A 14,320-nucleotide genomic window follows, 5' to 3' on the forward strand; every position below is an offset into this window, starting at 1 on the left:
TGTCCCGGTAACGAGCTATCGGCTGGTGGTCGTGTAGGGCGCGGCAAGCCCTTCGAGGACGCGCCGCTGTGGGCAGCCGTTGATGATTGGTCCCATGGATGCTGTCGTTCAGCGGGTACACACGTCGTGGACGAAGAAGTCGCGCGGGCGGCCCTGAAGCTGCTCGCAGAAACGCCGCCGCAACGGCCTTCTCGCTGCCTCCGGGCTTGAGTTCTGCCCTCCACGAGGTCGCCATGCGGGAGTCCGATTCCTTCGAGCCTCGTATGCAAGTGCGGGATCTGTCGGCACCCGGGACGATCCTTCGCGAGGTCGATGGGCTGCTGCGCGTGGACCCACCAGAGGTGAGCATGTTTGCCATGCCGCGACGCGATCGGCGCCCGCCTGCCGTTCGTCTGGCTCCTGGCCAGTGGCTGCAATGGCAGATCAACTACCGGCTCGTCGGCAGTTGTGGCGGGGCCTGGTCCTATCGGCTGGAGACGTTCAACATCCTTTATGGCTTCGCGGTGCCCGACGTGTTCCTGGGTGTGCCGGCACGCCGGGTGGACGAGCGGCGGTTTCTGCGCTGAACTCCGCGCACTGAAACTCTCGTTGCCCCACGGACGGCCCGGGATGAGAGCCGAGCCGTCTCCTGGTGACGGTGACCTTCTGATCCGTGGCTCTACAGAGATCGGTCATTGAAGGTCATACAGGCTGCCGGTAGGCCCATGAGGGCCGGCGTAGGCGTTGCCGCTTGCTGGTGTTGATGTATTTCGCTGCTGTATTGCAACGGCAACAAGGTGTGGTTCCGGCATGCCAAGGCGGGCGAGCTGCGCGAACGGTTCGACACGCTGCACCTGATCGAGGACGACGAGGTCACGGCGACCGTGCCGACGCACCGCGGCGAGGGCCGGACGTTCCTGTGACGGCCGGGCGGCGCCACGGTCAGGCGCTGATGCCGCTGCCGCCGCCGTCGAGGCGCTCGATGCCATCAGTGATCCACTGCATGTCCGTCACGGACGGGCCTTTGCTGTTGTCGTCGAAGCCGAAGCCGAGCAGCAGATAGCGGCCCTGGACCCGCGGCGAGAGAAACACCACCGCTTCCACGACGGCGCGGGCCCCCTTGCCCGTGCTGACCTTCCAGCGGATGAAGTACCCCTTCCGGCCCGCGACCGTCACAGCCCCCTCGGCGGTCCGGCGATGTCCGGTGATGCCGCCGTAGTCCTTCACGCCGCTCGTGTTGGTACCGTACGTGCTCTGCGCGACCTCACCGATCTCGGCCTGTGCCAGCTCCTTGAGGGTCAGGTCGCCAGGATGGGCGATGACCCGCGTGTACGCCCCGCCGGGCAGGCAGTAGTCGGCGGGCACCGCCGGGCAGTGGTACACGGTGCCGTACCCGAGGCCCGCGCCGGTCTTGGTGGAAGTGCCCCGCCAGCCGCGCAGCACGGGGACGCGAAGGCCGTTGACCGTGTCGTCGACGTGTCCGGTGACGGCCGGGCGCCGCCCCGGGGGTCGGCTCCCGCCACTGTGGCGGTCCTCGCCCGCGGATCCGGAAGGGCTCGGCTGGGCGCGGTGCGACGCCGACGGGCTCGGCGCGTGCCGGTCAGGGGAGGCAGATCCGTGGGCCGACGGTGCCTTGCCGCCGCCGTCGCCGCCAGTCTGCACCACCGCCGCCGTGACACCCCCGGCGACCAGCACGAGGGCTCCGGCTATGAGGCCCACGACCAAGCCGCGGCGCCGCTTGCCCCCGCCGGGCGGCTGCGGCGGCTGCGGCGCCTGCACATGCTCGGTCCAGGCCGTACCGTCCCACCACCGATACCCGGCCGGGCCGCCGCCCTCATGCCACGGGTCCGGGTACCACCCAGAGGTCGCCATGTCCACGGCGGCACCCTACCCTCACGCGCTGACGGCGCGGCCACCGAGGTTGACCGTCCCGCCCGCCTCACAGCGGTGTCACGTACGCGCCCGAGATCCCGCCGTCCACCAGGAAGTCGGTGCCGTTCACGAAGGAGGAGTCGTCGCCGGCGAGGAACGCGACCGCCGCCGCGATCTCCTCGGCCTCCGCGAACCGGCCGACCGGGATGCACACCCTCCGACACTTCTGGCCGGTCCTTCGAGGCGCCGGGGATCAACACGGGCATCGACCGGGCGGAGTCCCGCGACCGTCGTCCACAGGATGTGGACGACGGTCAGGAGGTCCGGATCCCATGCCCAGGCCCGGGCCCCGTGCCGCTCAGTCGCGCGTCGGCTGCTGCTTGTTGCGGAGCAGGAGGAGCGTCGCGCCGCCGATCACGACCAGGGCGATGGCCGTGCCGGCGATGAACGGCGTCACGTTCGAAGTGCCCGTCTCGGCGAGGTTGGTGTCCGTGGCCGCCGTGCCGCCCACGGTCGCCGGACTGGGCCCGCTGACCGTCTGGGCCCTCAGGCCTCCCGTGCTGCTCTCGGTCCTGCAGTCGAGGACACCCTTGAACCACTTCTCGTAGCCGTCCGACCCCTTGATCGTGAAGTCGTACGCCTGGTCCTCCTGCAACGGGATCGTCACGATCTGTGTCCTGCCCGCCGGGATGGTGTGGGAGAGGCCCATCAGCGTGAAGGTGAACGCCTCGTCTCCCTTGTTCACCGCGGTGATGTCCACACCCCCCTTGGCGCAGTTCTTCTCGGCCCACAGTGCGGGTATCGCGCCGGTGCCGGCCCAGTTCGCCGTCGCAGCCGCCGAGACGGTCGACTCGCTGGAGCCGGCGAGTATCTGCGTCTGGCTGCGGGTCTCGGAGGCGAAGGCCCGGCCGACCGGCACGGTGGTCGACGCCTGCACGGTCACCCCGGCCGAACCGTCCAGTGCCTTCTTCGGTACCTCGAAGTAGATGCGCTCACCGTCGGCAGCGGACGTGATCTCCGTGCCGTTCTTGTCGACGATCTTGACGCCGGACGTCGCGGCGTCCGCCGGAGGGATCATCGTGACGCCGTCGGCGTTCGTGCGCACCGTGACAGGGCCGAGTCGCTCGCCGGGGTGGCCCGAGACGGCGGGCGGGTCGAGCGTCAGGGACGCCGCGGGCTCCGGAAGGTCCCGGGCGTGCTTCTGCAGATAGTCCGCGAGCTTCTCCGCCTGGGGGTCGACCGCGTCCACGTCGGCCTCGTCGGAGTACCGCCATATCGCCACCTGGGTACCTGCCGCTGCGTCCTGCTCGGTAAGGCCCTTGGCGCCGGCCTCGGCCGCCAGCGCCGCGAGATCGTTCACCTGCGGGTAGGAGTGACTCAGGATCCAGCGGATCTTTCCGGCGTTCTTGTTGCCGCTCAGCGACGTGCCACTCCAGGGCGTCTCCTGGTACTTGGCGTCTTTCTGAGCCGGGTTGTGGATGTCGATGCAGTACGTCTGCAGGGTGCCGCCGTCATCGACAGACATCTCGAACAGACCGGCGGACACCTGCTCGTCGGTGCCACCGTCATGGACGACGGCGGCACCGTACGTCTTGAGGCCACCCATGGTCGCGGTAGCCCCGCCCTCGTTCTGCGGCGTCGGGGTGGCGGCCGCCACACCTGCGGTGGCCATCAGGCCCGCCGCGACAAGTCCGGACACCAGCGTCGCGGCGGCGAGGCGGGCGGCCCCTCGCCTGAGCGCGGACGACGCAGACAACGATGAAAACACAGAATTCCCCTTCGAGCAGGACCCGTTGACATGGGGGGCGGTCCCGCCAGCAGAACCAGGAGCCACAGGAGCTATGCCCGGCATCCTAGGGAGCGCGGCACACCCCTCTCCCCAGCCATATCGTCAGATAACCGATCCGACTCGGAATCGTTATCGCATACACAGCCTGTGAGCTGCCCTCATCGCTGAAATACACGGGGATCGTTCGGGTGTTGACTGAAGTACGCGTCGATAAACGGCAGTTGGGATGGCGGGCGATCGAACCGGACCCGACGTCACGTCACCCCGGCTGTATCCAGCTGCAGTTGGCCCGTGGACTCGGCCCGCTCCGCCTCCACGGGCCGACCGACCGCCTCCGTCTCCCAACTGGGCTCCGGCTGCGCCGGCGCGCCCGTCTGCGCCTCGGGCCTGGTGGACCGCCGGAAGGCCGACGTGCCACGCGACAGATCGTGGCCGATAGCCGCCGCGTCGAGGTCCGCCGACAGCCAGCCCTGGCCCTCCCGCTGCTCGGTCCGCACCTTCAGGCGCCCCTGGACGACCAGCGGATCGCCCACGGCCACGGATGCCGCGACATTCGTGGCCAGCGACCGCCGCGCCCAGACCGTGAAGAAGTTGGTGTGCCCATCCGTCCACACATTCTTCTCACGGTCCAGATAGCGCGCCGTCACGGCCAGCCGGAAGCGTGCCGTGGGACCCGTCGGCGACTCCCTGTACACCGGCTGCGTCGCGACGTTGCCCACCACGCACACCATCGTCTCGTTCATGCGGAACCCCTCCCTCACCCCGGCTCGCGGCCGGGACGGAACGCGTACGGGGCCGTCCCGTACGTCTGCATCTGCCACGACGTCACGTCATGTCATGTGTCGCCGCTCTTGCGCCGACCGCCTACGCCGCGATCGCCGCGAGATCAGACTGCCTCCGACGGCCCGAGCCCGCTGAGCGCTGTGGGTCACCGCCCGGTTGTGGACAACTCCGCAACCCGAATGAGTGCCTCCACGCCCCCGTCCGCCCTTTCTCCGCGGCGACGCTCATCTCGCCCGGGAATGGCTCATCCCACTCGCGCCCCCGCCCCTGACTCCACTCCCGTGACCTTCGCGTACTCCTCCCGCACCTCTCCGTACCGGAGCAGTTCCGCCGCCAGCGGATCCAGTACCCGGGCCCGCCCGCACCCGGCCGCCGCCTCTCTCAGCCGTCGTTCCGCCTCCAGCCCATGGCGCCGCGCCGGACCGCGCGCTGCCAACCTGCAGCACCACTCGATGACCGGGCCTCCGACGACCCCGGCCGACAGCAGCAGCGCAGGCAGTCCGAGGTTCGACGGCATGAACCCGACGACCTGCCCCAACAGCCACAGCGCGCCCAGGACCTGGAAGAGCGTCATCGTGGCCTGGGCGAGAACGGCGGCGGGCCACCAGCCGGGCCGGGGCGGCCGCCCCTGCGGCACGGCGGAACCCACGGCCAGCTCGTCCAGCGCCTCCGGCAGCCCCTGCGCGCCGCGTACCGCGGCCTCACGTACCGCTTGGGCCCAGGGCGCGGGCAGGCCGGACGCGGCCCGGTCCGCCACCGTCCGAACGGCCTGCTCCACCCGCTGCCGCGCGGTGGCCTCCTCGTCCGCGGGTGCTTTCGCCGGCAGCCGCCCCGTGGAGGGTCTGCGTCGGTCCTGGTGCCACCGCCACAGCCGCAACCAGAGCGTTCCGCAGGCACGGTTGGCATGGCGCAGCCACACCCGCTCGGCGGCCTCGCCCGCGGCGGTGGCGCCCACCGCCTCCGCGAGCCGTCCGGTGAACTGCGCACGCGCCTCCTCGCTGAGCCCGCCGCGACCACCGGTCGCATAGACGGGCCGCAGCCGGACCGCGGCCGCGCCCACATCGGCGGAGATGCGGCGTGCGGCCGCACCACGTTCGGCCACGAACTGACCGAGCGCCTCGTGCAGTTCGGCCACGCCCTCCCCGGTGAGGGCGGACACGGCCAGCACGGTCGCGCCCGGCTCGCCGTACTCGCCGAGGGCGATCCCATCCCCGTCGAGCAGCCGCCGCAGATCGTCGAGCACCTGCTCGGCAGCCTCCCCCGGCAGCCGGTCCACCTGGTTCAGGACCACGAACATGACCTCGGCGTGCCCGGCCAGGGGCCGCAGATAGCGCTCGTGGAGGACGGCATCGGCGTACTTCTCGGGATCGACGACCCAGATCACCGCGTCCACGAGCGCCAGGATGCGGTCGACCTGCTCCCGGTGCTTCACCACCGCGGAGTCGTGGTCGGGCAGGTCGACCAGGACGAGCCCCTGCAGTTGCGAGTCGCCGTCCGGCGTCTGCAGGGGACGACGCCGTAGCCGCCCCGGGATGCCGAGCCGGTCGATGAGCAGCGCCGCGCCGTCGCTCCAACTGCACACGATGGGTGCTCCCGTGGTCGGCCGTCGCACACCTGTCTCCGAAAGGGCCACGCCGGCCAGTGCGTTGAAGAGCGTCGACTTGCCGCTGCCGGTTGCGCCCGCGATGGCGACCACGGTGTGCTCCCCGGAGAGCCTGCGCCGCGCGGCCGCCTCGTCCAGGACCCGGCCCGCCTCGGCGAGCGTGTGGCTGTCCAGCCGGGTACGGGACAGTCCCACGAGCTCGCGCAACGCGTCCAACCGTGACCGCAGGGGTCCCTCGTACGCGAGCGGCGCGGGCTGTAGCACGCTCGGGGAGCGGGGCTCCACGATCGTGATCTCCTGCGGGGACGCGGCCGTCTCGGACGTGCGCCGGGCGATCAGTCCGTCGTCCCACTCACTCACCGACTCGCTGCGGTCCGCCGGATCGTCGTCTTTCACGCGCGCGTGGCGGGCGGAGTCCTCCACGCGCGCGTGCCGGGCGCTCTCCGCCTTGTCCGCATGCGTGGCCCGGTCCCCCGACCGGGCCGGTCGGGAACCGTCCCGCGCGTCCACATCCGCAGCGTCCTCCTCCGCGTGCGCTCGCCCGTTCCTTCCGCCCCGGCCGGAACCGTGCTCCACGCGCGCGTGTCCACCCTCATGCCCTGGCTCACGGAGGGCCGGACCGCCTCCCTGGCTCGCCGAGGGCTCGTCCTCGGGATGCTCGACGTGATCCGTTCGGTCAGTGACGGCAGCCACCCTGGTCACCTCTCCTTCTGCAGTACGGACAGCGCGGCGATGAGCTCGGCCTGGGGCTCGGCGTGGACGCCGAGGGCGTCCAGGGGGGCGATGCGACGCTCACGCTCCGTGCGCAGGGCCCGGTCGAGATACTCGGACAGCAGTCGTGCACCGCGGTCGCGCAGCCGCAGGGCACCCTGGGCACCGATCCGTTCGGCGAGCTCCTCGCCCGCCGCTCCCGCCCGGCGCCCGCCGAGGAGGACGGTGGCGACGAGAGCGGACACCACCTCGGCTTCCGGAGCGACGCTCTTGTCCATGTCGCGCACCGATTCCTCGGCATACTCCTCGAGAACGCGCCGCCAGCGTCGAACGGTCATCCCGATGCGATGTTCGGCGTTCTCCAGCGTCGGATCACGATGCGTCAGTTCGGTGGCTGCGGAGGCCGGTTCACGCCGCCAGGCCTCGTCGACGCGCTCGTCGGCCGCCGTGACGGCGCACAGCAGCAGGGAACCCAGACTCTCGACGAGGGCGCCCAGCAGTTCACCTGCGGTGCAGTCCAGTGGGTAGCTGCGCCACCGCTTCAGTGCGTCGCCGGCGAGCACGGCCCCGGACTCCAGACGACTCCGTACGCGCGCGTACTCGCCGTCGTACGCCGCATCGACGGCCGCGGTAAGCCTCAGGGCGGCGGCGTACTGGGCGGCGGTAGCACCGGCCAGCTCGGGCAGCCGGGACCTCAGCGAGTCCAGGACGCCGTGCGCCGTACGCGCCACGGCCGCCTCCCGGGCTGCGGGATCCTGCGCTTGGTGGGTGAGCCAGGCCCGCAGGAGCGCGACGGCTGTGGCCGGAAGGAGCCCGCCGCCACAAGCGGACTCGGGCAGCTCGGGCACGGTGAAACGGGGCACTGAGCCGAGCCCTGCCTTGGTGAGCAGGGCCCCGTACTGCCGCGACACCTCGGACACGACCTGGTGGGGCACCCGGTCGAGCACGGTGATGAACGTCGCCCGGTGCTCCTTGGCGGTCCGCAGCAGATGCCACGGCACGGCGTCGGCGTACCGGGCGGCGGTGGTGACCAGGACCCAGATGTCGGCGGCGGTGATCAGCTCGGCGGCGAGAATCCGGTTCTCGGCGACCAGGGAGTCGATGTCGGGCGCGTCGAGAAGGGCGAGCCCGCGTGGAAGCGTGTCGGCGGTCTCGATGCGCAGCAGCCGCTCCTCACGCCCGACGACGCCCTCCAGATCGTCGCCGGGCTCCTGGTGCGGGACCCATACGCGGGTGAGGTCGGGCAGTACGCGCATGCCGCTGAACCAGTGGTGGTCCTCGGGATGGCAGACGAGGACCGGGGTGCGGGTCGTGGGCCGCAGTACGCCCGCCTCGCTGACCTTGCGCCCCACGAGGGAGTTGACGAGCGTCGACTTGCCGGCTCCGGTTGATCCCCCGACGACGGCCAGCAACGGCGCTTCAGGTTCTCTCAGCCGGGGCACCAAATAGTCGTCGAGCTGTGCGAGGAGCTCGTCGCGGTTGGCACGCGCGCGTGGAGCCCCCACCAGGGGCAGCGGGAAGCGTGCGGCGGCGACACGCTCGCGCAGAGCGGAGAGTGCGTCGAGCAGCTGAGGCCGTACGTCCAAGGTCACCACATGCGAAGAATGCCCGCTTTTGTTGGGTTTATGAAGCATATGTGCGTTCCTGCGTGCCGACAGAACACAAGGGACGGAAGGCGCGACTGGGGCGCAGGCATAACGAGTGCACAACAGCCGAGGCGCCAGGCGTCAAAAGCGATGCACGATTCGCACCTGCCTGCGATTATCGGACCGCTTCACTGAACCTCCACATCGAGCCACGGAGGTGAAGCACCAGGGGCAAGGCGCGGAGAGCCTTATCCTTGTCCCCGGCAAGGTCACGGAACGGCCCGCACCCGGGCACCACGACAGGCCACCACACCGGCCCCCGTAGCTCAGTGGATAGAGCAGGCGCCTTCTAAGCGCTTGGCCGCAGGTTCGAGTCCTGCCGGGGGCGCCACTGAGAGCCCTCCCGCTGGGAGGGCCTTTTTGCTGGTCAGGCCTGGTGTGGCCCCACGCAGAAGAGCGCCGGGCCCTCCCCGGTGATCGCGGGGAGGGTCCGGCGCTGTCCGGCTGTCACCGGGTTTCTGCGGGTGGCTGCGGTGAATACGCGGGGAAGTTCTCCGGGCGCTGTCAGCCGGTCTCAGACAGCTCGGGGAGGTCCCCGTGCGCCAGGATCCGTTGTTTGAGGTCCCCGAGCTGCCCGGAGATGCACCGGGCGTAGATGGCCAGCAGGACGGGGACGCTGTTGCCTGCCCACTCGGCCACCTGCGCCGGCGGGATGCCGTCGTTGAGCCAGTGGGTCAGGCAGGTGTGCCGCAGGTCGTACACCCGCTTGCCGAGCGGTGACGCGAACTCCTCCGAGGTGAGCACTTCCGCGCGAGCGCTCCGCCATGCCCGGCGGATGACCGAGCCGGCGAGGATGCCGCCGTACTGGCCCTGGAACAGCCGGTCGCCCGGCTTCAGGCTCTCTACCTTGATGTGCTCGCGCAGGATCCGCGTCAGCGACGGGTGTCCCGGCACGACGCGGGTGTCGTCCGAAGCGCGTCCCTTCAGCCCGCGCTCTTCGTGGATCTCACCGTCATCCGTCCAGTTCTTCCCGACTTCCGGCTGAGCCGTGTGGAACAACAGCTCGCACCACTGGTCTTCGGCGTCCTCGTCAGGTAGACGGACGTCCGCGACGTCCGTCGCCACGACCTCCTCGGGGCGCGGCCCGGCGTAGTACATGGTGGCGAAGAATGCGTGCAGCCGCTTGCCGCCGCGATGGCGTCGGCGCACCCACCCCAGCAGGCGCGCCGCCTGCTCCGGGTTGAGGAGAGACCTCTTGTCGACCGCGGATGATGTCTTGGGCGCCGCGCCTCTCCCCTTCGGCAGGGGGTTCGCTCGCAGGATCCGGTGCTTGACGGCGTACTCCATGGCCACGTTCAGGATCCTTCGGTTGCGCTTGATGGAAGTTGCCGCGGCCCGCATGCCGTCCAACTTCGTGCCGACGGCCTGAAGTACCTCGTCGACCTTGGCAGGGTCCTCCCATGCGGCCATGGTCAGGGTATTGCGCTCTACCCACTTCAGGATCGTGGCCACCTCGGGTGGAGCATCTTCCCGGCGCCGCGCGTTGAACGCGAACTCCCGTAGTGCGGTGCGTACATCGACGGGACGGAACGGGGTCGGCAACCAGGGCACTGCCTACGGCTGCGTACGCGAAGTACAGCTGGACAACGACGTGCTGCGGGTGACCTTGGATCCCGAGTCGCTGGACGACCTCGGACTGACTGACCCTGTCGTCGAGGCGCTGCTTCGTGCCCCAGCAGAGGACTTGGCACGCATGCGTGAAGTCCTACCGCGCATCCTTCGATACGGACGTCCAGAGGCTCGCCCCAGATTGATCAGTGGGTAGTGAGAGCTTCGTGCCCCATCCGTGCCCGATCGAGCGGGAACCCACGGGGAATCACTGTCGCCAGCAGGGACCGACCACGACGAAGGCCCGACCGATATTGCTGGTCAGGGGCCTTCAACCTGCGCGGTGGGTGTGGGATTTGAACCCACGGTGACTCGCGCCGCGACGGTTTTCAAGACCTCTCGCCGATCACGACGAGTGAGCCGGAAACCGCTGGTCAGATCGCGCTGGGCATATATCGCGCTGCTGTGAGACCGGCCATCATCCGTAGTCTCGCGTAGTAGGACGTGCAGTACTCGTCGCCGATCAGGGGCAGAATCTCGTCAAGGCCCGTGATGCATGCCCAGAGGATCGCGACGCCCTCACCGTCGAGCCCGCCGCTGAGCTCCCTTTGGACGAGGCCGGCGACATTCGCATCGAGCAGGATCAGGTCCACGTCTTCGATGTCCACACCGCGGAAGCCTGCGGGAAACAGCGCACGCATGTGCTCCTCCCACAGCTGGGGGAGTCGGTCGTCACGGTGTGGTCCGCTCATGTCCGTGATCATCTCCTCCGGGGCGGCCGGTGCGGAAGAGCGCGGGACGGGCGGGGACCGTGTCCGGCTGTCCCGGGCTCGGGGGAGGTCCCCACCGCCTCCACGTCCTGCCCAACAGCACGCTTGTCCCGACGCTGGAACGACAGACCCCCGCTGGCGCAAGCTCCGATACCGGCCGTTCAACCTCAGGAGCGGCGAACAGAAAATGAGAGAAAGGCCCAGAAGTCATCCCGCACGCCGCGCAGTTGGGCAATCTCCCGGCGACGTCGCCTCAGGGCCACTGCCCCTCGCTCGTGCCGGTACGGTGGGGCCACGAGGAAACGCGGTCGATTGAACAGCACGATGACCGGCATGAGAACGGCGGAATTGAAGAACATAAGGATGAGCGAGGAAAGTACAATTATCACCCCCAGTGATCCAGGAAGAGGTTTCCCTACAGCCTCAAGGCTCAGGACTGTGAATCCACCGATGAGGGCAAAAGTCATGGCTAGCGCATTGACTAGGATGGTGCGACGGATGCCCCTTTTTGTCCCGTGTGAAACGGGGAGGAATTGCATGTTCTGTATCGACTTCCTGCGCCTCTTGCCGGTCCAGTGACCGCGAAGAGCCAGTGGAATCGCCGTGAAAAGAACCAGGGCGGACGCCACCGTAAGTAGGCCATCCATTGTCACTATAAAACTCCCTCCCGGGGAATGTTATTTATTTTTCGTCATCTTAGCCTAAGCGCCGGGTCGCCTCCCGAGTGAGTGTCTGACTTCGTCACAATGCCGACGCACGGCGGCGGACAAGCGCGGACGGCTGTGGCCACTCGCATCAGGTGAGAGGCCCACCGGCCCATGGTCGGCCACCCGCACAAGTTCCTTCGGGACGAAGAGGCCCGTGCCCGTTTCGTGCCCGTCCCGGCGGGACGTAGCGGGACCCATGGGGAACGACGGAGAGTCGCGAGCTCCCTCGCCCGCCAGCGCCTGATCGGCCTCACCCAGTCCGGAGGGTAGGGGAGCCAGTGAGGGAGCCACACGACGCAGACGCTCCTGGACGATGGCGGAGGGACGCGGACGCCGGGGCCAAAGCTGCGGGGCCGTGTAAATCGTGTGCGGCAGCGCCGTGTTCGCGAGATCGTGGTGTATGGCCTCAGACGCATACGACTGGCACTTCACGCAGGACGTGGAGGAGTTCCTCGACCAAGCTGAGGCGTTCCTCTGGTCCGAGCCCGCGCTGCACACCGTTCAGCTGACGGTCACCGAGATGGTGCGTACGAACGGGACCACCGGGTGCGGCGAGGACGCGCCCTACTTCGGTCTGCTCGTGGGCGGTGACGGCACCGTGCACGCCACCGTCATGCGCACGCCCCCGTTCCAGCTCCAGCTCACCGCTCTCCCCGACGGGGCAGCTGACGCGCTGGCGGTACGGCTCGTCAAGGACGGCAGGGCGGTCCCGTCGATCTTCGGTCCGACGGAGGCGACCGCCGAGTTCGCGGCCGCCTGGGAACGACGCACCGGGGCCACCGCTCGGCTCGCGATGAGCCAGCGCCTCCACCGTCTCGGCGCCCTCACCCCGCCTGAGCCCGCGCCGCCCGGGTGCGCCCGCGCCGCCGGGACGGACGACCGCAAACTGATCGCACGGTGGTACGACCAGTTCTGCACGGACATAGGCGAGGCAGCCCGGCACGACCCGGAGCACTGGGCCGAGAGCCGGCTCGCCCAGGGCGGGGTCGTGCTGTGGGAGACCCCCGACGGCACCCCTGTCTCCATGGCGAGCGCCCCGCCCGAGGTCGCAGGGCAGGTCCGCGTCACCACCGTCTACACTCCCGCCCCGCTGCGCGGCCGCGGCTACGCAGGGGGCGCCACCGCCGCTGTCAGCCGGAACGCGCTCGACTCGGGTGCCAAGGAGGTCCTGCTCTTCACCGACCTCGCCAACCCCACGAGCAACGGCCTCTACCAGCGGCTCGGTTACCGGCCGGTGACGGACTTCGCGACATACGAGTTCGGGGACGGCACCACGAAGGGCTGACATCACCTCAGGCCCACAACAGGTTCCTGACCCACCGCGCGCACGGCCCGGCTCCCCGCCGGCCGCGCGCCAGCACGGCGGCCAACCTGCCCGAGAGGGGCTCCCCCCCGGCCGGGCTCAACGAGGGCCCGAAGGTGTCACCGGAATGCTCCCCTCCGGTGAATGCGCGGCAAAGTCCAGTGTTCTCGGCATGCGGCCATCACAAACACGCAGGTGAGAGTCCTAGTTGAGTGGAAGCGTGCAACTCTCTTCTAAGCGCCGAGTCGCTGCTCGAGTCAGTGTTCAACTCTGTGACAACGCCGCCCCACAGCGGCAGACGAGCGCAAACACCTTTGGGCCAGCCCCGAGTTGTTCGGAGACGACGGGCTCGCCTGCTACAGGCTGTCGCGCTCGACCAGGGCCCCATCAGGCCCCAGCGTGTAGACGCGCGGCGACGGCATTGCTGCGACCACACGCCGTAGCTCCGCTTCCTGTTCCGCAGAATCAGGCCCCTGTGGGTCCCACACGTGGAATCCGTACAGCTCGATGGTTTCCGCGCCTACGTCATCGGGCTCCGGACGGCCCTCCTGGATGAAGCCACAGAGCGCACGCAACGCGTCTTCGCCCAGGTCCAGGGGATGAAAGGGCAGGGCGTAGGGCTCTTCCTCCTCGCCGGGCCAGGGGACGATGTCGGCCGGGCGGTCCCCGGCCCAGTAGGGCAGCTCAAAGGGGAGCGGTTCGCCGATGTTCTCGATGATGCCGCTGTCAGGGGACAGGCTCAGCGAGCGGACCAAGCCCCCGTCCTCCCACACGGCGAACGCCAGCCAGTCGACGACGCTGTGCATCGCGTGCAGGACGAGCCGTCGGCCGGCGCTTGCCGCAACGAGGTGTTCCGGAAGCTGGGAGGGAGCATCGATCATCACCCTCTGATCGCCGATGACATCCACGCCCGGCCAGCTGGCCGCGTACGCCGTCCCCTTCGGAGGGTAGACGCCGTCGTAGAGATCGGAGCCCTCGCACTCTTCGATCTCCCAGCCGATCTGCCCGACGTGGCCGAGGCCGCGCACGCGGTGGTTAAGGAGGCCAAGGACGCCGGCGTGTGGGTGTTCGGCGGTGGGCTGAAGGACCACGAGGAGGCGAGCGTGGTGGCTACCGACGGGACGGTCACCGACGGCCCGTACCCGGAGGGCAAGGAGTACCTCGGCGGATTCGCGGTCGTCGACGTGCCCTCACGCGAGAAGGCGCTGGAGTGGGCTGCCAAGATCGCCGTCGCCTGCCGCTGCGCTCAAAAGGTCCGCGAGTTCCTGCCCGACCCGACCGTCTGATCGAACGCCCCCGGCCACGAGTCAGGAAGTCACGTCCACACCGCATGACACGCCATTCCACAGTCTTGACTATTCCTCCCGTCCTGCCCGGCCAGGACACAGCGGCCACCATCACCGCAGATATCGCCACCCAGGTCCTGGACCTCGACGAACGGCTCAAACGGACAGACCGGCAGATCCGCGACCGGTTCCGCACCCATCCGCAGGCCGCCGTCATCGAATCCCTGCCCGGCATGGGCCCGATCCTCGGCGCCGAATTCCTTGTCGCTGCAGGCGACCTGGCCGCCTACCCCGACGCCGGCCACCTCGCCTCCGCCGCCGGC

11 protein-coding genes, 1 tRNA gene and 3 pseudogenes are annotated in these 14,320 nt (G+C 69.4%); 6 read left to right on the forward strand and 9 right to left on the reverse strand.

Going from position 1 to position 14,320, the window contains the following annotated elements; all coding sequences use genetic code 11:
* The first annotated feature begins 233 nt into the window (after window positions 1-233).
* Both VXC91_RS34955 and VXC91_RS34960 read left to right on the forward strand, forming a co-directional pair.
* A complete protein-coding gene (locus tag VXC91_RS34955; protein WP_329511382.1) occupies window positions 234-566 on the forward strand; it encodes a hypothetical protein in 333 nt (110 codons plus the stop codon).
* A 201-nt stretch (window positions 567-767) separates the two neighbouring features.
* A pseudogene (locus VXC91_RS34960) lies at window positions 768-902 on the forward strand (amino acid deaminase/aldolase); the annotation flags it as partial.
* Window positions 903-921: 19 nt separating this feature from the next.
* Here the strand turns inward: VXC91_RS34960 and VXC91_RS34965 are convergent.
* From VXC91_RS34965 to VXC91_RS34990, 6 genes and pseudogenes are all read right to left on the reverse strand, one after another.
* A complete protein-coding gene (locus tag VXC91_RS34965) occupies window positions 922-1,851 on the reverse strand; it encodes a DUF2510 domain-containing protein (RefSeq protein ID WP_329511383.1) in 930 nt (309 codons plus the stop codon).
* Between the two features lie 67 nt (window positions 1,852-1,918).
* Window positions 1,919-2,071 (reverse strand): annotated as a pseudogene (locus tag VXC91_RS34970) (SDR family oxidoreductase); the annotation flags it as partial.
* Window positions 2,072-2,209: 138 nt separating this feature from the next.
* Entirely contained in the window at window positions 2,210-3,619 is a 1,410-nt protein-coding gene (locus tag VXC91_RS34975; protein ID WP_408057552.1) for a Cys-Gln thioester bond-forming surface protein, read from the reverse strand.
* 275 nt (window positions 3,620-3,894) lie between these two features.
* A complete protein-coding gene (locus VXC91_RS34980) occupies window positions 3,895-4,383 on the reverse strand; it encodes a single-stranded DNA-binding protein (RefSeq protein ID WP_329511385.1) in 489 nt (162 codons plus the stop codon).
* 284 nt (window positions 4,384-4,667) lie between these two features.
* On the reverse strand, window positions 4,668-6,719 hold the full coding sequence (locus tag VXC91_RS34985; RefSeq protein WP_408057553.1) for a GTP-binding protein: 2,052 nt from the start codon (window positions 6,717-6,719) through the stop codon (window positions 4,668-4,670).
* A 5-nt stretch (window positions 6,720-6,724) separates the two neighbouring features.
* On the reverse strand, window positions 6,725-8,332 hold the full coding sequence (locus tag VXC91_RS34990) for a dynamin family protein (protein WP_329511386.1): 1,608 nt from the start codon (window positions 8,330-8,332) through the stop codon (window positions 6,725-6,727).
* A 306-nt stretch (window positions 8,333-8,638) separates the two neighbouring features.
* Here VXC91_RS34990 and VXC91_RS34995 point away from each other — a divergent pair.
* Window positions 8,639-8,714: transfer RNA gene (locus VXC91_RS34995), tRNA-Arg, on the forward strand.
* A 173-nt stretch (window positions 8,715-8,887) separates the two neighbouring features.
* On the opposite strand, the gene VXC91_RS35000 is transcribed toward VXC91_RS34995, so the two are convergent.
* Complete coding sequence (locus tag VXC91_RS35000; protein ID WP_329511387.1) at window positions 8,888-9,925, reverse strand: tyrosine-type recombinase/integrase; 1,038 nt, start codon at window positions 9,923-9,925, stop codon at window positions 8,888-8,890.
* Window positions 9,926-10,365: 440 nt separating this feature from the next.
* Window positions 10,366-10,683, reverse strand: a complete 318-nt coding sequence (locus tag VXC91_RS35005; protein WP_329511388.1) for a hypothetical protein — start codon at window positions 10,681-10,683, stop codon at window positions 10,366-10,368.
* A gap of 1,125 nt (window positions 10,684-11,808) precedes the next feature.
* Here VXC91_RS35005 and VXC91_RS35010 point away from each other — a divergent pair.
* The gene (locus tag VXC91_RS35010; RefSeq protein ID WP_329511389.1) at window positions 11,809-12,693 is read left to right on the forward strand and encodes a GNAT family N-acetyltransferase; all 885 of its coding nucleotides are present in this window, start codon (window positions 11,809-11,811) and stop codon (window positions 12,691-12,693) included.
* Between the two features lie 374 nt (window positions 12,694-13,067).
* On the opposite strand, the gene VXC91_RS35015 is transcribed toward VXC91_RS35010, so the two are convergent.
* Window positions 13,068-13,739 (reverse strand): DUF6928 family protein, encoded by a 672-nt coding sequence (locus VXC91_RS35015; RefSeq protein WP_329511390.1) that lies wholly within the window; start codon window positions 13,737-13,739, stop codon window positions 13,068-13,070.
* Here VXC91_RS35015 and VXC91_RS35020 point away from each other — a divergent pair.
* Window positions 13,722-13,997, forward strand: a complete 276-nt coding sequence (locus VXC91_RS35020; protein WP_329511391.1) for a YciI family protein — start codon at window positions 13,722-13,724, stop codon at window positions 13,995-13,997. The genes VXC91_RS35015 and VXC91_RS35020 overlap by 18 nt on opposite strands.
* 80 nt (window positions 13,998-14,077) lie before the next feature.
* A pseudogene (locus tag VXC91_RS35025) lies at window positions 14,078-14,320 on the forward strand (transposase); the annotation flags it as partial.

Origin of the sequence: Streptomyces chiangmaiensis (genome assembly GCF_036281785.1) — a bacterium.
In the GTDB taxonomy this organism is placed as follows: Bacteria; Actinomycetota; Actinomycetes; order Streptomycetales; family Streptomycetaceae; genus Streptomyces; species Streptomyces chiangmaiensis.